We start from the raw sequence: 24,639 nt of genomic DNA, 5'->3' as shown, positions 1-24,639 counted from the left end.
CACCCACGGCTACGTCGCTGTGATTGTTTACTTATAAGTTATGGCGAAAAACGATCATAAACGATCATATCTGGCATAGTTCGGGACATGGGCAGCAGGCGTGGATTCTGGGTGGCGGCGCTCGTGGCGGTGATGGTCGCGACGATGTCGTGGTGGCCGATATCGGCCGCACGGGCCGAGCCGGTATGCGGTGGAGCGGTGACGATGCGGCCGGTGACCTTTCCCGTGGACGGAGAATTCGGCACCGGCCGCGTCTACGAACCGGCGGCCTGCGCGGGCGGGGAGCCGCGCGCGCTGATACTCGCCGTCCACGGCAATGGTGAAACCGCCTCGGAGGCGCCGGATCTGATGGAGGGCCTGGCCCGCCGCACCGGTGCGCCGGTGCTGACCCTCGACACCCGTGGCGGTGAAAGCGTGTGGAAGGCGGGGGAGTTCAACCTCACCGCCGGTGCGCACGATGTCATCGCCGCGGCCCGGTGGTATCGCGCCGAGCATCCGGCCATCGGCCGTACGGTGCTCTGGGGATGGAGTCAGGGCGGCGCGGTCACGGGTCTCGCCCTGGCGCAGGCTCCCGCCGGCCTGTTCGACTACTGGGTCGACAACTACGGCCCCAGCGATCTGCGGGCGCTGTGGTCGAGGGCGAATCTGCTCGGTCTGCCGGTTCGCGCCCAGCTCGAACGGGATGCCGGTGGCTGCGCGCCGGCCGTCTGCCCGCAGCCCTACCTCGACCGTTCGCTCGTCACCCTCGCGCCGACGCTCGAGGCGCGCCACATCGTTCTCGTGCACGGGCTCTACGACTTTCTGATTCCCTACCAGGCGTCGGTCGATCTGCGTGACGCGCTGATCGCGGCGGGTAAGCCGGTGTCCTTCTATACGGTCGTCACCGGCCGCGAGAATCACGGCATCGTGCTGCCGGGCATGCACGGCATCGGCCCGGCCTGGTTCCAGGGCATGTGTGCCGTCGAGCGGCTGCTCGCGGGAACCGAGCCTCTCGGCGGCCCGGTGCTCGAGTACCGCACCGATGTCCTCGCCGGTGTCGACACCGCGCCTGCTCCGAGTTCGGCCTGCGCGGTGTGAACCGCCCACGGTAGGCCGATCAGGAATCTGAAACAAGGATAATTCTGAAAACCCTGCGAAATTGCGCCGCGATGGCGAGAATTGGCCACGGCGACACAGCGGGATCGGGTACCTGCGGGGCCGCCACCCAAACCCCTTCGGCACCTGAGGAATTGGCGAATGAGCAGGCTGGCGACTTCGGTCACGGCGGCATTGGTTGTGGCGATTGTGACGAGCTGGACCACGGTGGTCGGCGACGCGCGGGCGGACACGGCCCGGACGCAGCCCTGCACCCGATACACGGCGATCCTGGCCCCGGGAACCTGGGAGACGCATATCGACGCCGACCCGGCGGTGCCCGTCGGCATGCTCCGGCCCCTCGGCGACGGCCTGCAATGGCAGTTCGGCCGCGACATCACCGTGCTCTACGCGCCCTATGCCGCAAGCGCATTCGACCAGGGCCTGACCTACGCGGAGTCGCTGAGCACCCTCGAAGCCACCCTGCACCACATGGTGGCCACCCTGTGCGGCTCGACCCGGGTCGTCCTCGCCGGCTACAGCCAGGGCGCCGACGGCATCGGCGACCTCGCCACCGAGATCGGCAACGGCGCGGGCCCGATCAGCGCCGACCGAGTGGTCGGCGTCGGCCTGCTCGCCGACCCGCACCGCGACCCGGACACCACCCTCTCCCTGGGCAACCCGCAACCCGGCGACGGCATCGCCGGAGCCCGCAGCCAGGACTTCGGCGCCCTCACCGAGCGCGTCCGCACCCTCTGCGCCGACGGCGACCTCTACTGCTCCCTCAATGCCACCGCCTCCCCGTTCCTCTCGGCACTGGGCAAGGTCCTCAGCGGCGATCCCGCCCCGATCGCCTATCTGATCCCGGCCTACACCGACCCCGGCACCCTCATCGAGCAGGCCGTCACCGTCGGCGCGGGCTGGGCGGCCACCGCCGCCAACCTGCCCACCATCCTGGAGGGCCTCGACACCCTCCCGCGCCTGCTCACCTCCGGGGACATCGCCGCCGCCCATCAGATCGCCAGCGGCTTGAACGCCGCCCTGTCCCCGATGGTGCAGGCGGCCGCGAGCGTCGATCTCACCCTCGTCGCCTCGGTGATCCGGGCGGCCGCCGCCGTGGACCCGTCCGGCTGGACCTCCGCCGCCAGCGTGATCGCCGACGCCCTCGCCTACGTCGACATCCAGCGCATCGCCTTCACCGCCGGTCACATCCAGGAAACACTCTGGCGCACAATGGAATCGCTCACGCGCAACGACCATCTCCAGGCCGCCGCCGAACTCGCCGTCCTCACCCCGTCGGTCTTCGACCTCGCCGACGCCACCCTCGGCCCCCTGCTCACCGCCGTGCGTGGCGACCTGGCCCTCGCCGTCGACACGCTCCTCGATATCGGCGGTCCGGAAAGTATCGACGAACTGGTGCAACTCGCTCGTCAGGGCGCTGCCCTCGCCTCCTTCTACGGCTCCAACGCCCACATCGACTACGCCGAGGACGTGCAAACCCTGCTGGGCTTCCTCCGCACCCAGGTCGCCTCATAGCCCCTGCGCCGCACGGTGATCCGCCTTCTCGGTCAATGCCAGCGCAGCAGTTCGGCGACGGGCAGTCTGCCGGTGGGGATGGCCGAGGGGGACGGTGCCGGGGCGGGGTAGCCGAGCGCGATGGCGTGGCGGGGGAGCCAGGTGCCGGGGAGCTCGAGCAGCTGCGCGACGCGGGTGATGTTGTCCTGGGGGTGAAAGGTGGTGGGGCAGCTGGCCAGGCCGAGTTCGTGGGCGGCCAGGCAGAGTGATTGGGTTACCCGGCCCATATCGAAAAGGGTGTCGCTGAAAGTGTTTTCGGTGGAGGCCAAGACGAGGACCACCGGGGCTGTGGCCAGGTGCAGAGCGTAAGCGCCGCAGTGGCTGAGGGCGGTGCGTGCTTCGGGGGTGGTGACCGCGACGAAGCGCCAGGGCTGGCGGTTGCGGGCCGATCCGGTCCAGCGGGCCGCGGCGACGATCCGCTCGACGAGTTCGCGAGGGACCGGATCGGCCCGGTAGTGGCGGACAGCGCGCAGGGACATGAGGGATTCGTGCACCGCGGCGATCCTAGTGGCGCGTCGTGGTGGCGAGTGTGACGGTTGCCGACATGGCAATCTTCTAGCAAACGTCAGCTGGTGGTGGCCCACCCGGATCGATTAGTGCGAAAGCTGGACTTTTGCGGGATCCATGGCGTCTGTCACATCCCGCTTGCTGCCTTTCCTGCCGTGGTGGAGGATTCAACATCCATTGCTAAAAGTTAGCCACTGGCGAACTGGGAAGTGGGCACAGTATGCGAACCACCTTCATTTTCGGTGCCGCGACGGTAGTCGCCGCAGCCGCGTCGGCGGCAGCTCTCAGTGCGGGAACCGCCTCGGCCGCGCCCGGCTCCGCTGTGCTGGGCGGCAGCTCCGGCATCGTCCTCGGCGGTGCCACCTCCTGCTCGCTGACCTCCATCGGCACCGACAACGCGGGGAGACTGGTCGGTCTGACAGCGGGGCACTGCGGCCCGGCCGGCACCGCGGTGAGCGCCGAGGCCGCGCCCGGAGCGGGCGTGATCGGTACCGTCGCCGCCTCCGACGGCGGAACCGGGTTGGATTACGCGGTCATCGAATTCGATCCGGCGCGGGTCACTCCGGTGCGCACGGTCGGCGCCACGACCATTGCCGGACTCGCGGGCCCGCCCGCCCCCGGTGGCACCGTATGCGGCAACGGCCGCTCCAGCGGTTTCGACTGCGGTGTGGTCTGGGGCACCGTGGACGGTCGCGAGATCAACCAATCCTGTTCGCAGCCAGGGGATTCCGGCGGCCCGGTCACCGTCGGCGATCAACTCGTGGGAATGAATCAGGGCCGGCTGGCCGGCCTCGGCGGAATCCGCTTCAACGTGCCCTGTGTCGCCGCCGCGTTCCCCGTGCATTCACCGGCCTACTTTCAGCCCATCGGCCCGATCCTGACCGCGATCGACAACTCCGGCGGAGTCGGAGCCGGTTTCCGCCCCATCTGATCCTCTCCTGCACGCGCGCCGGTTGCGTTGTGCCGAGCGGTTTTCCACCGGAGTTGTCCGGCAGATAGCGAGAGTCGAAGACCTGCTGTTTGAAACCCCTCGGTTCCTGGGCGGGTGCGTCTAGCCTGAGCATGTAGCTTTGTGTCGATCAGTCGATTGAAGTGGTGCTCGGATGGATGGAGATCTCTCGCTGGACCAGCCTCATACATCGCGCGTGTACGACTATTTTCTCGGCGGCAAGGACAACTACGAGGCCGATCGCAAGGCCGCGGAGGAAATCTTGAAAGCGTGGCCGGATATTCGTACCGCCGCGCGGATCAACCGTCAGTTCATGCAGCGCAGCACCCGCTATGTGGCCGAGGCCGGTATCCGCCAGTTCCTCGACATCGGCACCGGCATCCCCACCGAACCCAACCTGCATCAGATCGCCCAGGAGATCGCCCCCGACTCCCGGGTCGTCTACGTGGACAACGACCCGATCGTGCTGGCGCATGCCCGCGCCCTCATGACGGCCAGCGACCCCGGCGTCATGACCTACATCGACGGCGACGTCACCGACCCGGCCGCCATCCTGGAGGCGCCCGAACTCGCCGCCACCCTGGACCTCTCCCGGCCGGTCTCGCTGAGCATGATCGCGGTCCTGCATTTCGTCGAGGCCAGCGTCCCGGAGATCCTGAAAGCCTTCCTCGACGCCCTGGCCCCCGGATCCTTCCTCGTAATCTGCGCCATCACCGCCGATTTCGCCCCCGACCAGGTGCTCTCTGCCCAAGACGTCTACCGCGTCCGCAAACTCCCCGCCCAGGTCCGCACCCACGACGAGGTCGCCGGCTGGTTCACCCCCCTCGATCTGCTGCCCCCCGGCGTGGTCCCCCCGCACCGCTGGCCCCTGGGCGATTCCGCCGACTTCCCCGCATCCTTCGACAGCAAGGTCTCCTGCTGGTCCGGCGTAGGCCGCAAACCCTGATCGAGCGAGTGCGATACTCCTGGGGCTAGCTCGGTTGTCGGTACGGAACGAAGGAGTTGGGTTATGGGTGGGTTTACTGTGGCGGAGGCCAAGGCGGTATTCGCGAAGGTCGATGTCAACAGTGACGGCTTCATCACCCTCGAGGAGTACACGCAGGCGGTTGAGGCGTATGGGTTTTCGAACGAGGATGCCCGGAAGGCCGCGTTGGCGATTCTGGCGAAGGCGGATTTGAACGGGGACCAGAAGATCAGTCTCGAGGAGTTTTTGACGCTGGTCAGCTGATCGGGTGGAGGGGTCCGCGCACGGGGTTCGGTGTGCGCGGATCTCTCGTGTGATGTGGAGGAGTGCAGCACCGTCGCCGCGACGGCCGGCCGAATTCGCCGGTCCGGTAGCGGGATTCGGCTACTTGGCGATCGCCTTCTGGCCGGTGGGCGCGACCGCGAACCAGGTGCCGCCGACGCCCTGCCCGAGCAGGTCGCCCGCCTTCTGATCCTTCGAGAAGTAGTAGACGGGCCAGCCGCCGACGGTGATCTGGCAGGTTCCGTCGGGCCGCTCGATGAAACCCGCCTGGGCCGGGTCGATTCCGTCCACATACAGCGCCTGCCCGCTCGCGACCAGCAGCGGCGGCCAGGTGACGGCGCAATCGCCCGCGCAGGTGGACTTCGACGGATCGGCGGTGTCCTTGTCGAACCGGTACAGCGAGCGCCCGCCACCGTCGGTGACGCGCTGCCCGACGGTCGGATCGGTGACGACGCGCAGCTGAACGGCCTCGGTGCCGTGCGGGGTGATGCCGGAGTAGATCTTCAGCCAGCCCTGTGTCCGAACCGGTTGCGCCTGAATCGAAACCGGCTGATTCGCGGGTGCGGCGAGCGCTGCGGGCAGCGACTGCACCGCCGTGGGCAGAGCCAGTGCGTTGGACGCGGCGAACGCTACAGCGGTCGCACCCAAGATCATGCGCAAACGGGACACGGTTTCCTCCGGGTGACGGATGTCGTTGTGATGCCGCCAATTGTTCGGTGCACCGCGTGAAGCGTCCGTTCACGCACCGACATTCGGAGTGTGTCCGCGCCGACACACCGCTCAGCGCGGAATCGGCGGACCCGGGTCCAGCCCCATGGCTTCCCGGGCCTTGCGAATGAAATACAGTCCGCCACGCGCGGTTTCGCGCGCGACGCGCACCTGCCCGAGGGTGGTGGCGGAGGCCAGCTGGGTGCGGGCGACGGTCATCCGGTCGACGGCCTCACCGAGCGCGTTCAAGGCGGTGTCGTTGTCGGGGTCGAGCTGCATGAGTTCGCTGCTCATCCGATCGAGGTAGCCGCGCACCTCGCCCTTGGCCGCGGCGACGCGGTCGGCGTTTCCCGACCACTCCCGCGAAATCCACCACGCGACGAATATCAGCAAGCCCGCGACCAGGAGGAACAACAGTAGGCGACCCACACCTCCAGCTTAGGTGCGAATTGCCGGGAGGCTGGGCACCGCGGTGTCGCGGCGTGGGATCGTGGCCACGATCACGGGCACAGCGTCGAGGTCGTCGCGAGGCCCTGGAACAGTGCCATCGCGCCGAACAAGAGCAGCAGCATCACCGCGGTGACCGCGGCGCCGATCGTGATCGCCTGCCAGACCGGATGGTTGTCCGACGGTGAGGTCATGCTGTTCCTCCCACGTGACTCGGCTCCTGCGACCGATCATTCGGGGTGATCGCCGCCGGGGCCTCATCCGCTGGGGATGAAATGTACAAGGCTCGGGGCCGCAGATCATCGAATCTACGACCCCGAGCCGGATTGCGTGGGCTATTTCAGCGCGGCGAAGAAGCCACGGATATCGGTGGCGAGCAGATCGGGCACCTCGTAGGCCGACCAGTGCCCGCCCTCGGCGTACTCGTTCCACTGCACGATATTGGCGTGATCGCGCTCGGCGAACTTGCGCGGCGGCTTGTAGTCGTAACCGAAGGAGGCCAGCCCGATCGGAACCGTGGTCGGCTCGGAAGCGTGTACGCCCTTGGCGTTTTCGTAGTAGAACCGCGCCGAGGACGCCGAGGTGTTGGTGAACCAGTAGATGGCGACATTGGTGAGGATCTCGTCGGGATCGAGCGCGCCCAGCAACTGTCCGCTCCATGCCAGCTGCCCGGCGGGGGAGTCGGAGAGCCCGGCGGCGATGGTGCTCGGCTGGGCGCGCTGGGTGAAGTCGTGGATGGAGTGTTCCAGGAACTTCTGCCCGAACTGGATGTAGGCGAGGTCCTGCTCGCTGAGGCCGTCGAATTCGCCCTCCTCACCCTTGGGGAAGGCGAAGATCTGGGTGACGTGCACGCCGATCACCGCCTCGGGTGCGAGGCGGCCCATTTCGGGGGAGACGATGGACCCGCCGTCATTGCCGTGCACCCCGTACCGCTCGTAGCCGAGGCGGCGCATCAGCTCGACGTAGGCGGCGGCCATGCGCTCGGGCGTCCAGCCGATGTCGGTGGTCGGGCCGGAGAACGCGAAGCCCGGGTACGACGGGATGACCAGGTGGAAGTCGTCGGTGAGCCGCTCGACCAGGCCCAGGTATTCGACGAACGAGCTGGGCCAGCCGTGGTTCAGCATGAGCGGCGTGGCCTCCGGGTTCGCCGAGGGCACGTGGATGAAGTGGATGGTCTGCCCGTCGATCTCGGTGAGGTAGTGCGGGAACTCGTTGAGCTTCTTCTCCACTGCGCGCCAATCGAATTCGTCGCGCCACCGCTGGATGAGCGGCTTGACGAATGCCCCCGGCACGCCGTACTCCCACCCCGGCGGGACCGGGATGCCGAGGTCGACCTTGCCGGCGAAGCGCTCGGCGGGCAGCTCGGCGGCGAACCGGGTGTGGGTGAGGCGGTAGGTCAGGTCGTCGAGGTCGGCCTGCGGGATGTCGATGCGGAAGGGGCGGATATCGGACATGGCGTGCTCCTTCGGAGGCAGTGCGGGGTGTTCCGCTCTGCCTACGACAGTATCGGAACAAAGCATTCCGTTCCAGTCTTTTCCGCATCCAGTTTTCCGCAGAGGGCAGCGTGACGGGATCAGTGCAGTGCCAGGCTCCCCACGAGTACCCGGAAAACCGCAGCCTCCCAGGGGGTTTCCTCCGCGCCGCTGAGAATCGCGTCCAGTAGCGGTGCACGCGCCAGACTCCCGGCACCGTGGTGCCCGGTGGCCCGCGCGCTGGCCATCACCGCCTGAATGACCAGCGCGTACGCCTGCGGCCTGGTCACGGCGACCACCCCGCCCGTCGCTTCGAACTTCACCAGCAGCCCCTCGACTGCCTCGATCACCTCGCACAGTACGCGGAGCTCGATCTCGCGCATGGCGTCCATCGTGGGTACCTCCCGTGATTCGGGAATCGAACGAACGGTGCTGACCGGACAGACGCAGCACACCACCGGGGGTGCGCCGGATAAGTGGAATCTGAATATTCAGATGAGTTCATTCGAAACGCCAAGATGCGATTCGGTTTCGAGGTACATAGGTAGGCAGATTCCGCTCGATCCGGCATTCACAAATTCGGGAGCGATTCATGGCCGAAAGGGAAGACGGCACCCCGCCGACACTGCTGCGACGGCAGCTGGGGAGGTTTCTGCGCGAGGCTCGCGAGGGCCGGGGCCTGTCGATTGCCAATGCGGCCAAGGAAGTTCAGTTGAGCTTCAATGCGCTGCAGCGTCTGGAGACCGGCCGCACCGTGAATCCGCGACGGCAGGATGTGCGTGAGCTCTGCTCGCTGTACGAGGTCGGCGACGAACAATCGGAGCAGGCGGTCGGTTTGGCGTCGCGTGCGGCTGCGGCCAAGGGCGAGAGCGGAGTCACCTCCCTGGGCGGGTTGTTCTCCGATGCGTTCAACATGTACGTCAGCATGGAACGTGCGGCCCGAAAGATGGTGACGTACCAGGAGTTGGTGCCGGGCCTGCTGCAGACCGCTGCCTATGCGCGCGGACTGATCAGCGCATTCCTGGTCGACGGCAACCACGAGGACATCGAGCGGCGCGTGGAGATCCGAATGGAGCGGCAGGTGATCGTCACACGCAAGGCGCGACCGCTCGAACTCGAGATCCTGCTGCACGAGTCGGCGCTGCACCGGGTGATCGGCGGACCGAAGGTAATGGCTCGTCAGCTCCGGGAGCTCGCGGAGATCGGTAAACGGCCCAATGTGTCGCTGCGGGTGCATCCCTTCTCTGCGGGAACGGTATGGGGTTTACCCGCAACGCCTTTCGTCCTTCTCGACTTCGGCACCGACAACCGGGGAGAACCGCTCGAGCCTCCGATCGTCTACCTTGACGGTGCGATGAGCAGCGATCTCTACATCGAGAAGCGCGATGTCGTCGAGCGCTACCATGAGTTCTCCGAGGCCTTGCGGCGCACAGCTCTGGACGAGATGAGCACGCGAGATCTGTTGCGGCGGGCGGCAAGGAGATTCGACAGTGAAGGCTGAACCGTCGGAAGGTCGCTGGTTCAAGAGCTCCTACAGCGAGACCAGCGGTCAGTGCGTGGAAGTCGCCTTTCTGCATGGTGGTCTGGTCGGGGTGCGGGATTCGAAGAATCCTGGTCCCGCACTGGTGTTCACCGCCGCCCAGTGGGATGTGTTCGGGGCGGCGGTGTGTGGGGACAGGTTCACCTGTTCTTGAGGAGTTCACGCAGGGCGTCGTGGGGTAGCGCGGGGGAGCGGTGGCCGTCGCGCCCGACCATGTCGGTGTTGACCACCAGGGCGTTGAGCACCGATTCTTCGACCGCTTCGACTACCGCCGCATAGAGGGAATCCATGCGGTTCCAGGGCATTCGGGTCGAGGTGATGAGCTCCGGGGTGGCGGTGCGGGGGAAGGCGGTGTCGGAGGGGTGGTCGTTGGCGGTGGAGAAGGCCAGGAACAGGTCGCCGGAGAACAGGCTTCCGGTGGTGCCGGAGCGGGCCAGGCCGAAGGGGACGCGGCGGGCCATGGCCGTGCACTGCAGCGGATCCAGCGGTGCGTCGGTGGCCACCAGGGCGATGATCGACCCCGCGCCCCCGGGCGCTGCCGGGGAATCATGGTGCAGGGGTGTGGATTCCATGGGGTTCTCGACCTCGAGCTCGAGGCCCACGCGGCGGCCACCGATGGTCAGCTCGCGGCGGGAGCCGAAGTTGGCCTGGACGAAAACGCCTACCGTGTAGGTGGTTTCGCCCAGCTCCACCAGTCGCGACGCGGTGCCGCTGCCACCCTTGAAGGCGTAGCAGTTCATCCCCGTCCCGCCGCCCACCGACCCTTCGGCCAGTGGACCCGACCGCGCCGAATCCAGCGCGCGGGCAACGATTTCCGGGGTGACGTGTTCGCCGTTGATGTCGTTGAGATACCCGTCCCAGGTCTCGGCGCACACCGGGAGCAGCCATTCGCGGGCGATGGCGGGATGGGTGGTGTTGATCCAGCGCACGGACCCGGTATGGCACGCGCCCACCGCATGGGTGTTGGAGATGGTGACGGGCGTGCTCAGCTGACCCACCTCGTCGATCCAGGCAGTGCCGGTCATCTCGCCATTGCCGTTGAGCGCGTACCGTCCTGCGGCGCAGGGGCGTCCGACTCCGGCGCGCCCGCGCGCCAGAACCGCGGTGACGCCCGTGCGCACCGGCCCCTCGCCCACTCGCAGCGGTCCCTCGCCGCTGATCAGCGTGACGTAGCCGACCTCCACGCCGGGCACGTCGGTGATGGCGTTCCACGCCCCCGGGCGCCCCGCCGGAGCGATGCCCAGGGCGCGGGCCCGGGGGCGGCCGTCGGGCGAGAATACTTGCGGCTCGGTCATTTACGCCTCTTCCTTCGGGAGTTCGATAGCAGGACAGCGGGTAGCCGTGCGGGCGTAGGAGCGGATGAGCGCGGCGGCGCGCGGTTTGCTCATGGCGCGATTCAGGGCCATGACCACATCCGCCTCCATCGTTCCCGGTCCCGACGAAGCCGATCGCTCCCGGTATCCCCAGCAGCTCGCCCGCGCACTGGGTATGGGCGAGAACATCCTCATCACGCTTTCCGCGGTGACGCCGGCGTCGAGCGTGTTCATCATCATTCCGGTGTCGGTCTTCGTGGGTCTGTGCTACGCCGAACTGGCCACCGCCTACCCCATCGCGGGCGGCGAATACACCTGGGTCGCACGGCTGCTGGGACGGCCCAACGGATTCGCCGTCTTCGGGCTGACGCTGGTGAACGGGTGCTCATCATCTCGGTCATCGCATTGGGGACCGGCCACCCGCACCCTCGGCCTGGTGGTGTTGATCTGCCGTGGACGACGGCCGGATGTCCGGAAATCCTAAATCCTTGTCCGCGTGAGGGCTGACCCTCCACGTTGCCCGGATCGTAGGTTCGTGGTGCTGGTTTCGTTTCTCTGCTGGTTGGAGGCTGTGATGCCCATCGTGAACGATGTGATCGCGCGGGTGAACTCGTTCGTGGCGGCCGCGCCCATGGCGCCGGTATCCGTGGACCCGCTGAATATCCCGATTCCCGAGGTCGTGGATCTCGGCGCGGCGATCACCACCTTGGATCGGGTGCACAGCGCGCCGGGCGGGCCGGGCGCGGCGGTGCGGATGGCGCGGAGCGCGGCGGGGGAGTTCCGGCGGGAGTTCGCCGCCACCGGGACGGTGGAGCAGGCGGCGACCCATGATCTGGTGACGCTGCCGTATCCGACGAAATTCGGGTTGTGGCGAGCGTCGGTGACGCCGACGCCGTTCCTGTTCATCACGAATCGGCTGGTGATCGTGCGCTGGACCGAGGCGGGCGGGCGGGTGCGGACCCTGCTGTGGGAGCCCAGCGATGTCGAACTCGACGGCAACACACCGTATTTCGCGGCGCTGGCCCGCCGGACACCGGAGATCGTGCTGGGGCAGATGCTGCGCGAGCACGCCACGGTCGCCGAACGGGTCGCGCAGGCGGGGATCGATCCGGCGGAGGTCGACTATCTGGCCTTCGACCACCTGCACACCCAGGATGTGCGGCGGTTGATCGGGACGGTGCGGCCGCAGGCCGACATCTCGCCGGAATCCGCTGTGCCCGCGCTGTTTCCGAATGCGCGCCTGGTGGTGCAGCGGGACGAGCTCGAGGCGATGCGGGATCTGCATCCGCTGCAGCGGCCGTGGTATCAGCCGGAGACGTTCGTGGATCTGGATCCGGCGCGGATCCTGCCCATCGACGGGGATCGGTTGCTCGCACCGGGTGTGGCGATCGTGCGGACTCCCGGACACGCGACGGGGAATCAGACGCTGGTGCTCAATACCGATTCCGGGATCTGGGCCATGTCGGAGAACGTGATCGCCGCCGAATGCCTCACGCCCCAGCACAGTCGGATTCCCGGGGTGGCGGGGTGGGCGTCCGCGTGGGGGCAGGAGTTGATTCTCAACGCGAATACGCTGGAATCGACGGCGCAGCAGTACGCCTTCTGTGTGGTGGAGAAGACGCTGGTGGATCGGTCGCAGGCCGATGAGCGGTTCCTGCAGTTCTTCCCGACCAGTGAGCTGACCGCGAGCCGATACGCTCCGGGCACGCGGCCGACGTTCAGCCACGGCAGCCTGCGACAGGGCGTGTGATGCGCGTATTCATCACGGGGGCACGGGGATTCATCGGGCGGACGCTGGCCGAGCGGTTGCGGGCGCGGGGGGACGAGGTGTGCGGGGTCGATCTCGTGGCAGATCCGCACGTCGACGTGGTGGCTGGTGATATCGGTGCGGCGGGGGCGTGGCAGGACCATGCCGCCGGGGCGGAGGTGGTCGTCCATACCGCGGCGGTGGTGTCCAACGCCGAGGACATGGCGGCGCAGTGGCGGGTCAATGTGGTGGGTACCCGCCATGCCCTCGACGCGGCCAAGCGCGGGGGCGCAGGGCGTTTCGTGCAGTTGTCGTCGGTGCGGGCGTTCTCGGACACCGGGTTCCCGGACGGGGTCACCGAGGACCACCCGGTGCGGCCGGATGGAAATCCCTACGTGGACACCAAGATTGCCGGGGAGCAGGTGGTGTTGCAGGCGCACGCGGCGGGGGAGATCGCGGTGACCGTCATCCGGCCGGGTGATGTCTACGGTCCGGGGTCGCGGCCGTGGACCGTGCTGCCCGTCGAGATGATCAAGGCCGGGCGATTCGCGTTGCCCGCCATGGGAAATGGTGTTTTCAGCCCGGTCTATGTGGATGATCTCGTGGACGGCATCCTGCTGGCCGCCGTGCATCCGGACGCGGCGGGGCAGGTGTTCACGCTCAGCGGTGGCGCCGGCGTGCCGTGCAAGGAGTTCTTCGGCCACTACTACCGGATGCTCGGGCGGCGCGGGCCGGTGCTGCTACCCTCCTCGGCGCTGATTCCGGCGTCCGGGGTGGTGGCGGGCCTGGCCCGGCTGGCCCGGGTGAAGACCGAGCTCAATCCGATCAGCCTGCGCTATTTCACCAGGACGGGAACGTATTCCATAGCCAAGGCGCGCCGGGTGCTCGGCTACGAGCCCGCCGTCGATCTCAGCGCGGGGATGGACCGGACCGAGCGCTGGCTGGCGGCGCGGGGCGTGCTGGGGGAGTAGCGGTCCGGGCGTAGGCGCTCGGCGATATGCCGCCCTTCCAGCGTTTGAACGCGGCGGTGAAGCTGGGCGTATCCGTATATCCCAGGCGGCGTCCGACCTCGCCGACGCTGAGAACGCCCGCGGTCAACAGTTCTTCGGCGAGGGTCTCGCGCACCTCGTCGAGCAGGCGGCGGTAGGACGTGCCCTCCTGTTCGAGGTGGCGGCGCAGGGTTCGCGAACTCATATGCAGTGCGGCGGAGACGGTTTCGATATCGGGTAGCCGTCCCGGCTCGGCGGTGAGCAGTTCCCGCACCCGGCCCGCGTATCCCGACTGGGCGCGATACTGTTCGAGCAGCAGCCTGCACTGCTCCTGGAAGTTGGCGGCGGCGTACGGATCCGCCTGCGGCAGTGGCAGATCGAGGATCGCCGGATCGAATTCGATGAAGTTCGCCTCGGCGTCGAAGTTGGGCGGCGGCCCGAACGCCAGGTACGGCTCCAGTGTCGGCGGCGCGGAATGCGCGAAGGACGCCCGCCCCCACAGCGCCGGGACCGAGGTGATCTGGCGGGCCAGATTGGCGGTGGACGCCGTCTCCCGTTCGACGAAGAAGCGGCGCAGATCGGCGGGCAGATGCGCCGCGTCCAGATAGAGCCGGGTGTGTCCGCCCTCGCTCGCCAACGACATCCGGGTGAACGCGAATGTCAGGTCCACATAGCGTAATCCGACCTCGATGGCGGCCCGCAGGGTCGGACAGCTCGACAGCGCCAGACCCCACACCCCGTGCGTGGTCACGTGGTAGCGGGCTCCCGCCTCGACCCCGAGTGTCGCCGAATCTGCCACGGCGCCAATCAAATTGCGAACGATCCGCATCTCCTGCGCGCCGGTTACGGAGGTCTGTGGCTGGCTCAGCGCCTCGAACGCGAGCCCCGTATCCCGCAGCATCACCTCGGCCGGCACCCCGTGCTCGGCTCCGAGATTCGTCAGCAGCAGGGCACTCGCCGGCGGGCGCCGCAAATCCAGCGGCAACATCGCGCGCACCCACCTCCTGTCCGAATATCCTAACGATCTGTCCGCACGGGAACTCACACCCGCGCGCCTTCCCGGCATACATTTCTGCGAACCGCCGATCGCAGGAGCGCCATGAAGAAGCCGACAGCAGGACGAGTAGTCGCCATCACCGGCGGCGCGGCAGGCATCGGCCGCGCCATCGCCGAACACCTCGCCCGCGCCGGAGCCCGGGTAGCCATCGGCGATCGCGACGCGGCCGCCGCCGCCCGCACAGCCTCCGAACTGCCCGGCCAAGTCGCGGCCTTCCCCCTCGACGTCACCGACACCGCCTCCTTCACGACCTTCCTGGAGTCGGTCGAATCCGAACTCGGCCCGATCGACGTCCTCATCAACAACGCGGGCGTCATGTGGGTGGGCAGCTTCGACGCCGAGCCGGAAGAAGCGATCCACCGCCAACTCGCGGTGAACCTCCACGGCGTGATCCGCGGCACCCAACTCGTCACCCCCGCCATGCGCGCCCGAGGCTCCGGCCACATCATCACCATCGCCTCCGCGGCCTCGAAGGTCTCACCTCCCGGCGAGGCCACCTACGCCGCCACCAAACACGGCGTCCTCGGCTACCTCCGCGCCGTCCGCACCGAACTCCAGGGCACCGGCATCGAGATCTCGGTCATCCTCCCCGGCGTAGTCGACACCGAACTCGCCCGAGGCACCAGCACCGGCGCCACCGGCCTCCTGCAACCCGCCGACGTAGCCCGAGCCGTCCTCGAAGTCCTGCAACACCCCCGCTTCGAAGTTCCCATCCCGCGCCTGGTAGCCATAGCCCCCCTCGTCGACCTTCTCCCCCAATCCGCCCGAGACCTCCTCCTGGCCCGCCTCGTCCCCAACCAGATCACCCACAGCGACAAGGCATCCCGCCGAACCTACGAACAGGACACCTTCAACCCCTGACCCCGCCCCGGCCCGAATCCCCCCACCCCGCCTGAACTTTCAGCACGTCGACCTCACACCCCGGCGTGGCGGGGTCGAAGCCGTGCTCGATCAGCCAGCGGATGCCGAGGAGACTGCGCAGCGACCACCAGGCGTGAATTCTGGTGCGATCGACAGGAATGGCGTAACCGCTCAGAACGTCCTCGAGGTGGGATCGGTGACCGAGAGTGAGCGTGGCCAGGTCGAAGTGCGCGTCGCCGGACGCGGCTTCGGACCAGTCGATGACGCCGGTGACCGTGTCGTTTTCGATGTGTAGGTCCCCATGGATGAATACGGGTTTCCATGGGCGCAGGGCGGATTCGGCGATCCGGCGGTTGCGGGCGACAAGTTCGGCCGGGAGGATTTCGCGCTCGAGAATCCAGGCGCACTCGCTGTCGAGCAGGGCGGCGGTTTGTTCCGGACTGCGGCCGGGGGCGGGCGGGAGCGGGGCATCGTGCAGGGTGCGCACGGTGGCACCCGCCGCGGTCCACGCCGCGCGGGATGCGGTGGACGGTTGGCCGAGACAGCCCAGGGGAGCGCCGGGAAGGGCTCCCAGCGCGAGGACCGGAGGATTTCGCCAGAGGATTCGCGGCGTCGGGATGGGCGCCGAAGTCATTGCCGCGACCTCGATATCGGCTCTCACCTGATCGGCGTCGACCTTCAGGAACATGTCGCCGACGCGCAGGGTCGCGCGCTCCTGGTGGGCGGCGACGACCTGAACTTCGTTCACGCCGGTCATTATCGCCAGGGGCGATTGCTCCCGTCGCGGGGTTTTCGCGGTCGCGAGCTCGGCGGCGGTGATCTGCTGCCGCCGTTCCCGGTGTACCGGGCGGAGTTTGCCGACCGGGAGGGGAGCGCCGAATCGGTTCAGCGGTGGTGTATTTCGAGGGCTGAGCGGACTCCGCTTTCCAGTGCGCCTTCTATCCAGGCGGTGTTGAGGCTGGTGTGGTCGCCGGCGAAGTGGATGCGGCCCTCCGGGGTTCGGGTGGCGTGGTGGTGTTCGTGGAGTTGGCCGGGGGTGGGGAAGGCGGCTTCGCCGAGGGCGTAGCGGTTGCGGAGCCAGCTCTGGGAGCGGCCGGTGCCGGTGAATTCGGTGTCCACGCGGGGGCCGAAGAGGTCGCGCATGCCGGTGAGGGCGAAGTGGATTCGTTCGCTGTCGGTGAGGGAGTCCCAGCGCAGGGCGTCGTCGGCGAGGGTGTACGAGGCGAGGACCACGCCGCCGTCGGAGCCTTCCACGTGGGAGGGGAAGCGGATGCTGCGGCTGGGGGAGTCGGTGAGGCAGCTGCCGCCGCGGAATCCGGTGGGGCCCTGCTCCCAGAAGCGAGTCTTGAACTCCAGCAATACTTTTGTGGCCGCGTCGTGGTGGAACTCGATGACGGCTCGGCGTTTGTCGTAGGACAGGGGCGGGTCGAAGGTGCAGAATCGCATCGCGGTCAGGGGGATGGCGAGAAGGGCGTAGTCGGCGTCGAAGGATTCGACGGGGTCGACGGGATGGCCGTCGGAGTGTTCGTCGCCGGATTCGGCGGTGGTCCAGACGCGGACACTGTGGTCGGTCTGCTCCAGGCGGGTCATCCGCTTGCCCAGCAGGATCGCTGATCCGAGCTGTCGGGTCAGTGCGTCGGTGAGGGTGGCCATGCCGCCCTCGAGTTCCCAGTAGGTGGCCTGGCGCGGGATCAGTGAGTGGTCGACGAGGGGGAAGACGATGCTGTGCCGTAGGCGCGAGGTGAGATTCTCCAGGGTACCGACCGCGTCCAACTGCCGGCGGGTCCAGCCCTGCTCCTGGAGAAATCCACGCAGGGAATGGTTTTCGTAGGTTTCCAGCAGTTTCGACCATGACTCGACCTGGCGTTCGATCGGCTGATCGGTGCCGGGGGCGCACGCTCGCAGCACGGCGTCGAGTGTGCTGCCGCCGGATTCGTCGAGCGCGCACCCGAAGCCCGCGTGCACCGCGGCCGGGTTCGCGGCGTATTCGGCTCGGGTGACGGTCTTTCCGTTGACTGTGATCAGGCTCCGGCCGGCCGCGGGCGGATGCACATACCGCGATGCGGGGCCGTTGGACCATTCCTCGCCGGTGAACGATCGGTAGAACACCGCCGGAGTCGCGGGCGTGACCGTCTCCGGAAGCACATCGGAGTTGTAGAACGGCCGCCGTCGCACCCCGAGCTTGTCGGCCAGCGCCAAGGCCATCGGATGGGCACTGGACAGCCGCATCGCCCCCGCCTCGGCGTAGAGCGCGGGATCGGAGAACACCCCGCGAAAGGTCTTCACCCGTCCGCCGGTGCGATTGCCGTTGGCCTCCAGCACGGTGACCCGATGCCCGGCCTCGGCCAGCAGGGTCGCCGCACTCAGACCGGCGGGCCCGGCCCCGACCACGATGATGCGCCGGGGTTCCCGAGCAGCGGGTAACCCGGTGTCGACCAGCGTCTTCAGATAGGTCAGCGTGAGATCGCCGCCATCCGCACCGACCCCGAGCAGTTCCCGCGCCAGCGCTTCGCTGCGTTCCTGGGAGACGCTGTCCCCGCCGGTCCGCGTACTGCTGCCGGCCGTGGTGGCCAGCGCGCCGGAGGCGAACGCGCCCGCCGTCACCGCCGCGGTCAGCAGACGGCGCCGGGAAACCCCGCCTTCCGACATTCCCGATCCTCTCGCCCCGGGCGGTGCGCCCGTCTGGTCAACGGCGGCCGAACGTACCGGAAAACCACCGTGCGCATGCCGAACTCGGGTCAGCTCCCCGCTGGCGCGGGCGAGTCGCCCAGCGTCGGAGCGTCGCCACCACTGAGCCACCCGACGGCGGTGCGGGCTGCGATCTCGCCGCGGTGGGCGATCAGGATCGTGTCGAGCTGCCGGCCGCCGCTAGTCCTCGGTGGCCATGGACATGGCGACGATGGCGCGGGTGACCCGCTCCAGCACGACGTCCAGGGATTCGCCGATGTGCAGGCGGAGCAGTTCGTGGGCGTGGGGGAGTTGGTCTGCGAGAACGGCATCCAGGATGGCGAGGTGTTCGGCGATGGTCACCTCGATGCGGTTGTTGACCATGAAGTCGTACATCCGGACGTGCCGGATGCGGGCGTTCACCGCCACCAGCGCGCGCACCAGTTCGCCATTGCCCGCCGAGGAGAGCAGGGCCACATGGAATTCCTCGTCCACGGCCACGAATCCGGGTTCCTGGGCGGGCGGGTCGGCCTGTAGCGCCAGCCAGCGTTCGCGTTCCAGCCGCAGCAGCTCGTGGTCGTGCACCACTTCCGGATTGGTGATGGCGCGCTGAATACCGGCCAGCTCCAACGCTATTCGCAACTCGTAGAGGTCGCGAACCTTGGGGATGCTGGGCCGCACCGGGGTGAATCCGACCTCCTCGCGCTGCAGCAGCCCGTCCGCGCACAGCATGGCGAGGGCCTCGCGCGCCGGGGTCCGGGAGATCCCGAACCGCGCCGAGACCTTCGGCTCGGTGAGACGCTGACTGAATTTGATGCGGCCGTTGACCAATTCGTCGCGCAGGGTCGCGTACACCGTGTCGCGCAGGTGTCGTCCGGTGGTTTCCGTCTGTGCACTCGATGGTGTCGACATGCCGGTATACGCTATGAATTCGCGGTTTCCCGGCCGTCACGCCCGGTAACGACCAGGTTAGCAACCTCTCACGGGCCAATGGTCTTGGGTGTCAACCGTGTTCGGCGCCGATATTGTGCAGGATCTCGTGGATCACCGCGTCGTCGAGCCGGTTCACCACCGAGCGCCCGATCCGTTCGGACATGATGCAGTTCTCGTGCCGCAGAATGCGCAGCGCCTGCGAGACGGCGTTCTCGCTGCGCCCGGTGGCCTCGGCGAGTTCCCGCACGCTGATGCCGGGGGAGCGGTGCAGGCACAGCAGGATCTCGAGCCGGTTGGGGTCGGCGAGCAGGCCGAAGCGGCGCGACCACGCGTGGATGTCGACATCCTGGATCGCGTGCCGTCCACGCTCGGCCGGCGATCCCTGCAAGGACTGCGGTTCTCCCATGATGGTGCTCAGCGTAGTCCGTCGGCCACCGTGCCCTTATTATCTGTCCGTCTGAACAGATGAACTGATGGAAGGGTGTCGGATGAGGGTAGGACCCGGGACGTTGCGCGTGCTCGGCGTGCTGTCGGTACTCGCGGCGACCGTGTCGGCGTGCGGAACGCCCACGCCGGCCGACGGGAATTCGCTCGTCCTCGCCGACGGTCACGAACTCGGCGGCTACAACCCGATCGCGGGCTACGGGGCCGCCGGTGAGGCGAAGATGTACGACGGGCTGCTGCGCCTCGGCGGCGGCACCGGCCTGCCCACCTTCGAACCCGCGCTCGCCACCGCACTGCCCACCGCCGACCCGACCGCGACGACCTGGACCGTTCCGCTGCGGCAGGGCGTGACATTCACCGACGGTTCGGCTTTCGACGCCGCGGATGTGGTGGCCACCTACCGGGCGATTCTGGATCCGGCCTCGGCCTCGGAGGCGCGGTCGTCGTTCGAGATGATCGATCGGGTGGAGGCGGTGGATCCGGCGACCGCGCGGTTCACGCTGCGCTACCCCTACGCCGCCTTCCCGACCAAACTGCTCATCGGCATCGTGCCGTCCGAGGCGGTGGCCACCCCCGGCCCCGCCGCGGAATCGACGCTCAACACCGAGCCGATCGGCACCGGGCCGTACCGGCTGACCGCGCTGTCGCCGGATCGGGCCGTGTTCGAAGCGAACGAAAACTATTGGGGGCCGGTGCCGCAGGTCAAGAAGCTGACCCTGCTGTACGTCCCCGATGACAACACCCGCGCGCAGCGGATGGCCGCCGGGGAACTCGACGGCACGAATCTGCCGCCGCTGCTGGCGGGCACCTTCGCCGGACGGGACGGAATGACGGTGTCGTCGAACACCTCCGCCGACTGGCGTGGCGTGTCGCTGCCGTCGGGCAACCCGGTCACCGGTGATCCGGCCATCCGGCGTGCGCTCAACCTCGCGGTCGACCGGAAAGCCATGATCGACAATGTGCTCGGCGGATACGGGCGCGCGGCCTACACCCCGTTCCCGGAGGTGTACGGGGCCGCGCACAATCCGGACGCGGTGTTCGCCTTCGATCGCGGACTGGCCGGATCGATCCTGGACGCGGCCGGATGGCGCGCCGGCTCCGACGGGATCCGCGAGAAAGACGGCCGCCGAGCGGCTTTCACCATCATGTACAACTCCTCGGACACCCTGCGCCGAGATATCGCACAGGCCTTCGCCTCCGACGCGCGCAAGGTCGGTGTGGAGGTGAATCTCGAAGCGCTGTCCTGGGATCGGATCGAACCGCGGGTGGAGCGCGACGGGATCCTGCTGGGCGGCGGTGACGAGCCGTACGACCCGGATACACAGGCGTACAAGACATTGCACTCCTCCTACCTGCGGCCGGAGGTGGGCAGCGTCTACGACAATGCCAGCCGCCACGCCAATCCGGCCTTCGACGCACTGCTGGACAAGGCGCGGCGCAGCACCGATCCAGCCGAACGGGCCGCCGCCTACCGCGAGGTGCAAACCGCCTACATCGGCGATCCCGGGTATGTGTTCCTGGTGTTCCTCGACCACACCTATGTCGCGAAGGATTCCGGATGGACGATGTCCGGCCCGGTGCTGGAGCCGCATGCGCACGGCGTGACCTGGGGACCGTGGTGGTCACTGCAGACGTGGACTCGGTAACCGCCTCCGCCGTGGTCCCACCCGGCCCGGAAATGGTGCGGCGCAGCCGGTTTCGTGACCGAGGTCTGGGCCGCATGGCCGGTCGGCGGCTGCTGGCCGTGCCGCCGGTGCTGGCGCTGGTATCGCTGGGGCTGTTCGCCGCGGCCGCGGTCTCGCCGTTCGATCCGCTGGTCGGCTATCTCGGTGACAGGTACGTGACCACCAGCCGGGCCGATCGCGCGGTCATCGCGGCCGAACTCGGCCTCGACGCGCCCTGGTACCGGTTGTACGGAAACTGGTTGCACGCCTTGGCCTCCGGCGACCTCGGCAGCTCCCGCAGCTACGCGCAACCGGTGAGCCAGGTGCTGGCCGAACGACTGCCGTGGACCATGCTGCTGGTGGGCGTGGGTATGACCCTGGCCGTTCTGATCGCTCTCACCGTGGGCGTCTGGGCGGGCATGCATCGCGGCGGACTGCTCGACCGTGCCGTCGCCGCCGTCTGCGTTGCCATTCAAGGGCTTCCGCCGTTCGTGCTGTCGCTGGCCGCCATCGGCATCTTCGCGGTCGGACTGGGCTGGCTGCCGCCCGCGGGCGCATCCGACGCCGGAGCCGACCCGGATCTCGTCCAGGTGCTCGAACACCTGGTGCTTCCGGTGACGGTGCTGGCGGTGTCCCAGCTGCCCTGGTTGCTGCTGGCGGTGCGGGAATCGGTGTCGGACAACCGGGGTGAGGACTTCGTCGCCGGTGCGGCGGCGCGCGGCATCGACACCGCGAAAATTGTTCGACGGCACATCGTTCCGGTCTCGCTCGGCCCGTTCGTCACGATCCTCGGGGTGCGCCTGCCCGAGATCGTGGTGGGCGCGGTACTGGTGGAGGAGATCTTCTCCTGGCCCGGCATCGCGGGCGCGTTCGTGAAATCGGCGACGGATCTGGATATGCCGCTGCTCGCCCTGCTCACCGTGGGTGCCACCGGCGCGGTGCTGCTCGGGTCGCTGCTGGCCGATATCGCCTGCGCCCTACTGGATCCGAGGGTGCGGGCCGATGGGTAGACGGCGGCTGTCTCTCGCACTGGGTGTGCTGCTCGCCGTGGCGGTCTACGCCGTGCTGGTGCCCTGGATCAGCGGTATCGACGACCGCATCACGGATTTCGCGATCGCCCGGCAGGCCCCGTCGGGTGCGCACTGGTTCGGCACCGATGCCGCCGGGCGGGATCTGTTCGTGCGCATCGCCGCCGCCATCCGGGTCTCCCTGCTGGTGGCGATCGGATCCGCCCTGCTGGCCACCGTGCTCGGCGTGCTCGTGGGTACGGCGTCCGCGCTGGCCGGGGGCTGGATCGACCGCGTCGTCATGCGCATCGCCGACACCGCGAACGCCCTGCCGCACCTGCTGCTCGGCATCGTGATCGTCGCCCTGTTCCGGGGCAGCGTCGTGGCCGTGGTGCTGTCCATCGGACTGACGCACTGGGTGCAGGTGGCGCGGATCGTCCGCGCGGAGACCCTGGGCCTGCGCGATCGGGAATACATCGCCGCCGCCCGGCTGGCGGGTGCGAGCCGCGGGCATGTCCTGGCTCGGCATCTGCTGCCCGCCGTCGCACCGCAGGCGCTGATCGCCGTGGTGCTCCTGCTCCCGCACGCCGTATGGCACGAATCCACCCTGTCGTTCCTGGGATTCGGGTTGTCGCCCCATGAACCCAGCCTCGGCACGCTGCTGTCGGAGGCGCGCAGCTCCCTGCTGCTCGGCGGCTGGTGGACGCTGGTGTTCCCGGCGGGCGTGCTGGTGGTGACGACCCTGGCGGTGGCCGTCGCGGGATCGGCGCTGCGCATGCTACTCATTCCGCCGAAACCGTCGAAGGTGCCCCTGTGACCGACACCGATCCGAAGCATCCGGGGGGACTGGATATCGCGGGGCTCACGGTGCGAATTCCGCTGCACCACAACGGTACGACCGCGCCGCGCCGCCGAATTCCGCTGCGTCGCGGCGCTGTGGGCGCGTCGCGTCCCGCCCGGACCGCACGCGCCGAGGTCGTGCACGCGGTCACCGATGTCACCCTGTCGGTCCGGCGCGGGACACTGACCGCGCTCGCCGGTGAATCCGGGTGCGGGAAGTCCATGGTCGCTGCCGCGGTGCTGGGCATGCTGCCGCGCACCGCGGTGGTGAGCGGCGCGGTGCGCATCGGTGCCGCCGATCGGGCCGTCGATGTGCTCGCTGGTGACGGCTCCTATCGTGGACGGCGGGTGGCGCTCGTACCGCAGTCTCCGGCAACGCATTTCACGCCGGTACGCACCATCGGCTCGCAACTGCTGGAGACGATCGAAGCGGTGGGCTCGCGCCACACCTGTGCGGAACTGGCGCGGCGGGCCGACTTCCCGCCGGAAGCGCTCGATCGGTATCCGCACGAACTGTCTGGCGGTATGGCGCAGCGCGCGGCGGTCGCGGCGGCCCTCGCCGGAGATCCGGAGGTGATCGTGGCCGATGAACCCACCTCGGGCCTGGACCACGCGCGCACCGACCACACGCTGCGCCTGCTGCGCCGCTGCGCCGACGAGGGGGCGGCGGTGCTGCTCATCACCCATGATCTGAGTGCCCTGCTGCGCACCGGGGTCGCCGACGACGCGGCGATCATGTACGCCTCGCATGTGGTCGAATCCGGTCCGGCGGCCGAGGTGCTCGCCGACCCGTGGCACGACTACACCCGCGATCTCCTGGCCGCCCTGCCGGAGCGCGGGCTCACGCCGCTGCCGCATCCGCCCACCGCGCTGACCAACCTGTCACTCGACCATCCCTATCTCGGGCGCGACGCCGTGCCGACTGCCCAGGGACCGCGCATGATTCGGAAACGAGGTGACTCGTGCTGACCGCCACCGGCGTGACCGCTGGATACCGTGGCGCGGAAAGAACCGTCGACAATGTCGATTTCACCCTGGAGGCCGGTCGAGTCACCGGGCTGAAGGGCGAATCCGGTTCCGGTAAAACGACTCTCGTGCGGGTGCTGGCGGGACTGACCATGCCCACCGCCGGATCGGTCACCCTCGACGGCCGTCCGATTCGTTCCCGCGGCACCGAGATCGCGGTGGTGTTCCAGTCCCCGCGCAATTCCACCAACCCGCGCTATACGCTGGCGCGCATCATCGGCGAGCCCGCGCGCATCCGGGGCGAACGATCCCCGGATATCGTCGCGCACGCCGCCGCCGTGGGCCTGACCCCCGACCTGCTGACCCGACGCCCGCACGAGGTCAGCGACGGTCAGCTCCAACGTGCCTGTGTCGCACGCGCTCTCGTGCAGCGGCCGCGCTACCTGCTGTGTGACGAGGCCACCGCGATGCTCGATGCCGCGACCACCGCCGCCATCGCCCGTCTGCTCGTGGACCGTGCCGCCGCCGACGAGATGGGGGTACTGCTCGTCAGCCACGACGAGTCCCTGCTGGCCGCCTGCTGCGGCGCTGTCCGCACTATGCGAGCGGGTGCGCTGGTGGCGTGACCGGGCC

Annotated in this window: 28 protein-coding genes; 16 read left to right on the top strand and 12 right to left on the bottom strand. The window is 68.3% G+C overall.

From position 1 onward, the window contains the following. Positions 1-87 precede the first annotated feature (87 nt). Positions 88-1,077 carry an alpha/beta hydrolase family protein gene (locus JK358_RS04675; RefSeq protein ID WP_232850794.1) on the top strand — a complete coding sequence of 330 codons (990 nt, stop codon included), beginning with the start codon at positions 88-90 and terminating at the stop codon, positions 1,075-1,077. Between the two features lie 159 nt (positions 1,078-1,236). Further along, a complete protein-coding gene (locus JK358_RS04670) occupies positions 1,237-2,610 on the top strand; it encodes a cutinase family protein (protein WP_201944018.1) in 1,374 nt (457 codons plus the stop codon). 32 nt (positions 2,611-2,642) lie between these two features. On the opposite strand, the gene JK358_RS04665 is transcribed toward JK358_RS04670, so the two are convergent. After that, entirely contained in the window at positions 2,643-3,143 is a 501-nt protein-coding gene (locus JK358_RS04665) for a nitroreductase family protein (protein ID WP_201944017.1), read from the bottom strand. A gap of 233 nt (positions 3,144-3,376) precedes the next feature. Here JK358_RS04665 and JK358_RS04660 point away from each other — a divergent pair, with 233 nt between their 5' ends. From JK358_RS04660 to JK358_RS04650, 3 genes are all read left to right on the top strand, one after another. Continuing rightward, positions 3,377-4,087, top strand: a complete 711-nt coding sequence (locus JK358_RS04660) for a S1 family peptidase (protein ID WP_232850793.1) — start codon at positions 3,377-3,379, stop codon at positions 4,085-4,087. Between the two features lie 172 nt (positions 4,088-4,259). Continuing rightward, positions 4,260-5,051: an SAM-dependent methyltransferase gene (locus JK358_RS04655; protein WP_201944016.1), complete on the top strand. Its 792-nt coding sequence runs from the start codon at positions 4,260-4,262 to the stop codon at positions 5,049-5,051. Positions 5,052-5,129: 78 nt separating this feature from the next. Next, positions 5,130-5,333, top strand: a complete 204-nt coding sequence (locus JK358_RS04650; protein ID WP_201944014.1) for an EF-hand domain-containing protein — start codon at positions 5,130-5,132, stop codon at positions 5,331-5,333. 120 nt (positions 5,334-5,453) lie between these two features. On the opposite strand, the gene JK358_RS04645 is transcribed toward JK358_RS04650, so the two are convergent. The 5 genes from JK358_RS04645 to JK358_RS04625 all read right to left on the bottom strand — a co-directional run bounded on the left by JK358_RS04645 (position 5,454) and on the right by JK358_RS04625 (position 8,370). Then, positions 5,454-6,005 (bottom strand): hypothetical protein, encoded by a 552-nt coding sequence (locus JK358_RS04645; RefSeq protein ID WP_201944011.1) that lies wholly within the window; start codon positions 6,003-6,005, stop codon positions 5,454-5,456. Between the two features lie 126 nt (positions 6,006-6,131). Continuing rightward, entirely contained in the window at positions 6,132-6,488 is a 357-nt protein-coding gene (locus tag JK358_RS04640) for a hypothetical protein (protein ID WP_201944009.1), read from the bottom strand. A 71-nt stretch (positions 6,489-6,559) separates the two neighbouring features. Continuing rightward, positions 6,560-6,700, bottom strand: coding sequence for a hypothetical protein (locus JK358_RS04635; RefSeq protein WP_201944007.1), 141 nt, complete (start codon positions 6,698-6,700; stop codon positions 6,560-6,562). 141 nt (positions 6,701-6,841) lie between these two features. After that, on the bottom strand, positions 6,842-7,960 hold the full coding sequence (locus JK358_RS04630) for an epoxide hydrolase family protein (RefSeq protein ID WP_201944000.1): 1,119 nt from the start codon (positions 7,958-7,960) through the stop codon (positions 6,842-6,844). 119 nt (positions 7,961-8,079) lie between these two features. Further along, complete coding sequence (locus JK358_RS04625) at positions 8,080-8,370, bottom strand: hypothetical protein (protein WP_201943998.1); 291 nt, start codon at positions 8,368-8,370, stop codon at positions 8,080-8,082. A 200-nt stretch (positions 8,371-8,570) separates the two neighbouring features. On the opposite strand from JK358_RS04625, the gene JK358_RS04620 reads away from it, so the two are divergent. Together JK358_RS04620 and JK358_RS04615 are read left to right on the top strand one after the other, a co-directional pair. Beyond that, positions 8,571-9,479 (top strand): helix-turn-helix domain-containing protein, encoded by a 909-nt coding sequence (locus JK358_RS04620; protein ID WP_201943996.1) that lies wholly within the window; start codon positions 8,571-8,573, stop codon positions 9,477-9,479. Then, positions 9,469-9,672 carry a DUF397 domain-containing protein gene (locus tag JK358_RS04615; protein ID WP_201943994.1) on the top strand — a complete coding sequence of 68 codons (204 nt, stop codon included), beginning with the start codon at positions 9,469-9,471 and terminating at the stop codon, positions 9,670-9,672. Before JK358_RS04620 ends, JK358_RS04615 begins: the two co-directional genes overlap by 11 nt. On the opposite strand, the gene JK358_RS04610 is transcribed toward JK358_RS04615, so the two are convergent. Next, positions 9,659-10,813 (bottom strand): DmpA family aminopeptidase, encoded by a 1,155-nt coding sequence (locus tag JK358_RS04610; protein ID WP_201943987.1) that lies wholly within the window; start codon positions 10,811-10,813, stop codon positions 9,659-9,661. The two genes, JK358_RS04615 and JK358_RS04610, sit on opposite strands and share 14 nt — an antisense overlap. Positions 10,814-10,922: 109 nt before the next feature. Between JK358_RS04610 and JK358_RS04605 the strand changes: the two genes are divergently transcribed. The 3 genes from JK358_RS04605 (at position 10,923) to JK358_RS04595 (ending at position 13,549) form a co-directional block, all read left to right on the top strand. Next, a complete protein-coding gene (locus JK358_RS04605) occupies positions 10,923-11,315 on the top strand; it encodes an amino acid permease (protein ID WP_232850791.1) in 393 nt (130 codons plus the stop codon). A 90-nt stretch (positions 11,316-11,405) separates the two neighbouring features. Next, positions 11,406-12,581, top strand: a complete 1,176-nt coding sequence (locus JK358_RS04600; protein ID WP_201943985.1) for an MBL fold metallo-hydrolase — start codon at positions 11,406-11,408, stop codon at positions 12,579-12,581. Further along, on the top strand, positions 12,581-13,549 hold the full coding sequence (locus tag JK358_RS04595) for an NAD-dependent epimerase/dehydratase family protein (protein ID WP_201943984.1): 969 nt from the start codon (positions 12,581-12,583) through the stop codon (positions 13,547-13,549). Before JK358_RS04600 ends, JK358_RS04595 begins: the two co-directional genes overlap by 1 nt. Here the strand turns inward: JK358_RS04595 and JK358_RS04590 are convergent. Next, entirely contained in the window at positions 13,488-14,555 is a 1,068-nt protein-coding gene (locus JK358_RS04590) for an AraC family transcriptional regulator (protein WP_201943982.1), read from the bottom strand. The two genes, JK358_RS04595 and JK358_RS04590, sit on opposite strands and share 62 nt — an antisense overlap. Before the next feature lie 111 nt (positions 14,556-14,666). On the opposite strand from JK358_RS04590, the gene JK358_RS04585 reads away from it, so the two are divergent. Next, complete coding sequence (locus tag JK358_RS04585; RefSeq protein WP_201943980.1) at positions 14,667-15,485, top strand: SDR family oxidoreductase; 819 nt, start codon at positions 14,667-14,669, stop codon at positions 15,483-15,485. Here the strand turns inward: JK358_RS04585 and JK358_RS04580 are convergent. The 4 genes from JK358_RS04580 to JK358_RS04565 all read right to left on the bottom strand — a co-directional run bounded on the left by JK358_RS04580 (position 15,475) and on the right by JK358_RS04565 (position 19,491). Continuing rightward, entirely contained in the window at positions 15,475-16,242 is a 768-nt protein-coding gene (locus tag JK358_RS04580) for a phosphotransferase family protein (RefSeq protein ID WP_201943978.1), read from the bottom strand. The two genes, JK358_RS04585 and JK358_RS04580, sit on opposite strands and share 11 nt — an antisense overlap. 128 nt (positions 16,243-16,370) lie before the next feature. Beyond that, positions 16,371-18,134 carry a flavin monoamine oxidase family protein gene (locus tag JK358_RS04575; protein ID WP_201943976.1) on the bottom strand — a complete coding sequence of 588 codons (1,764 nt, stop codon included), beginning with the start codon at positions 18,132-18,134 and terminating at the stop codon, positions 16,371-16,373. Between the two features lie 219 nt (positions 18,135-18,353). After that, positions 18,354-19,064, bottom strand: a complete 711-nt coding sequence (locus tag JK358_RS04570) for a GntR family transcriptional regulator (protein ID WP_201943968.1) — start codon at positions 19,062-19,064, stop codon at positions 18,354-18,356. Between the two features lie 91 nt (positions 19,065-19,155). Further along, complete coding sequence (locus JK358_RS04565) at positions 19,156-19,491, bottom strand: ArsR/SmtB family transcription factor (protein WP_201943966.1); 336 nt, start codon at positions 19,489-19,491, stop codon at positions 19,156-19,158. 82 nt (positions 19,492-19,573) lie between these two features. Here JK358_RS04565 and JK358_RS04560 point away from each other — a divergent pair, with 82 nt between their 5' ends. Genes JK358_RS04560 through JK358_RS04540 form a run of 5 tightly spaced genes read left to right on the top strand, consistent with a single transcriptional unit; the run spans position 19,574 to position 24,632 of the window. Next, positions 19,574-21,175 carry an ABC transporter substrate-binding protein gene (locus JK358_RS04560; protein ID WP_201943964.1) on the top strand — a complete coding sequence of 534 codons (1,602 nt, stop codon included), beginning with the start codon at positions 19,574-19,576 and terminating at the stop codon, positions 21,173-21,175. Continuing rightward, positions 21,136-22,203, top strand: a complete 1,068-nt coding sequence (locus JK358_RS04555) for an ABC transporter permease (RefSeq protein ID WP_372440636.1) — start codon at positions 21,136-21,138, stop codon at positions 22,201-22,203. Before JK358_RS04560 ends, JK358_RS04555 begins: the two co-directional genes overlap by 40 nt. After that, complete coding sequence (locus tag JK358_RS04550) at positions 22,196-23,017, top strand: ABC transporter permease (RefSeq protein ID WP_201943962.1); 822 nt, start codon at positions 22,196-22,198, stop codon at positions 23,015-23,017. The genes JK358_RS04555 and JK358_RS04550 overlap by 8 nt, the downstream gene beginning before the upstream one ends. Continuing rightward, complete coding sequence (locus JK358_RS04545) at positions 23,014-24,009, top strand: ATP-binding cassette domain-containing protein (protein WP_307817289.1); 996 nt, start codon at positions 23,014-23,016, stop codon at positions 24,007-24,009. Before JK358_RS04550 ends, JK358_RS04545 begins: the two co-directional genes overlap by 4 nt. Beyond that, on the top strand, positions 24,003-24,632 hold the full coding sequence (locus JK358_RS04540; RefSeq protein WP_201943960.1) for an ABC transporter ATP-binding protein: 630 nt from the start codon (positions 24,003-24,005) through the stop codon (positions 24,630-24,632). Before JK358_RS04545 ends, JK358_RS04540 begins: the two co-directional genes overlap by 7 nt. The last annotated feature ends 7 nt before the right edge of the window (positions 24,633-24,639 follow it).

It is taken from the genome of Nocardia acididurans (assembly GCF_016741815.1).
GTDB lineage: Bacteria > Actinomycetota > Actinomycetes > Mycobacteriales > Mycobacteriaceae > Nocardia > Nocardia acididurans.
The sequence above is the reverse complement of the archived record's forward strand: the minus strand, read 5'-3'. Positions and strand labels throughout refer to the sequence as shown.

Coding starts and splice junctions, on each gene's coding strand:
- JK358_RS04675 (WP_232850794.1), top strand. CDS start 88: ATGGGCAGCAGGCGTGGATTCTGGGTGGCGGCGCTCGTGGCGGTGATG.
- JK358_RS04670 (WP_201944018.1), top strand. CDS start 1,237: ATGAGCAGGCTGGCGACTTCGGTCACGGCGGCATTGGTTGTGGCGATT.
- JK358_RS04660 (WP_232850793.1), top strand. CDS start 3,377: ATGCGAACCACCTTCATTTTCGGTGCCGCGACGGTAGTCGCCGCAGCC.
- JK358_RS04655 (WP_201944016.1), top strand. CDS start 4,260: ATGGATGGAGATCTCTCGCTGGACCAGCCTCATACATCGCGCGTGTAC.
- JK358_RS04645 (WP_201944011.1), bottom strand. CDS start 6,005: ATGATCTTGGGTGCGACCGCTGTAGCGTTCGCCGCGTCCAACGCACTG.
- JK358_RS04635 (WP_201944007.1), bottom strand. CDS start 6,700: ATGACCTCACCGTCGGACAACCATCCGGTCTGGCAGGCGATCACGATC.
- JK358_RS04630 (WP_201944000.1), bottom strand. CDS start 7,960: ATGTCCGATATCCGCCCCTTCCGCATCGACATCCCGCAGGCCGACCTC.
- JK358_RS04625 (WP_201943998.1), bottom strand. CDS start 8,370: ATGGACGCCATGCGCGAGATCGAGCTCCGCGTACTGTGCGAGGTGATC.
- JK358_RS04620 (WP_201943996.1), top strand. CDS start 8,571: ATGGCCGAAAGGGAAGACGGCACCCCGCCGACACTGCTGCGACGGCAG.
- JK358_RS04610 (WP_201943987.1), bottom strand. CDS start 10,813: ATGACCGAGCCGCAAGTATTCTCGCCCGACGGCCGCCCCCGGGCCCGC.
- JK358_RS04605 (WP_232850791.1), top strand. CDS start 10,923: ATGACCACATCCGCCTCCATCGTTCCCGGTCCCGACGAAGCCGATCGC.
- JK358_RS04600 (WP_201943985.1), top strand. CDS start 11,406: ATGCCCATCGTGAACGATGTGATCGCGCGGGTGAACTCGTTCGTGGCG.
- JK358_RS04595 (WP_201943984.1), top strand. CDS start 12,581: ATGCGCGTATTCATCACGGGGGCACGGGGATTCATCGGGCGGACGCTG.
- JK358_RS04590 (WP_201943982.1), bottom strand. CDS start 14,555: ATGTTGCCGCTGGATTTGCGGCGCCCGCCGGCGAGTGCCCTGCTGCTG.
- JK358_RS04585 (WP_201943980.1), top strand. CDS start 14,667: ATGAAGAAGCCGACAGCAGGACGAGTAGTCGCCATCACCGGCGGCGCG.
- JK358_RS04580 (WP_201943978.1), bottom strand. CDS start 16,242: ATGACCGGCGTGAACGAAGTTCAGGTCGTCGCCGCCCACCAGGAGCGC.
- JK358_RS04575 (WP_201943976.1), bottom strand. CDS start 18,134: ATGTCGGAAGGCGGGGTTTCCCGGCGCCGTCTGCTGACCGCGGCGGTG.
- JK358_RS04570 (WP_201943968.1), bottom strand. CDS start 19,064: ATGTCGACACCATCGAGTGCACAGACGGAAACCACCGGACGACACCTG.
- JK358_RS04565 (WP_201943966.1), bottom strand. CDS start 19,491: ATGGGAGAACCGCAGTCCTTGCAGGGATCGCCGGCCGAGCGTGGACGG.
- JK358_RS04560 (WP_201943964.1), top strand. CDS start 19,574: ATGAGGGTAGGACCCGGGACGTTGCGCGTGCTCGGCGTGCTGTCGGTA.
- JK358_RS04550 (WP_201943962.1), top strand. CDS start 22,196: ATGGGTAGACGGCGGCTGTCTCTCGCACTGGGTGTGCTGCTCGCCGTG.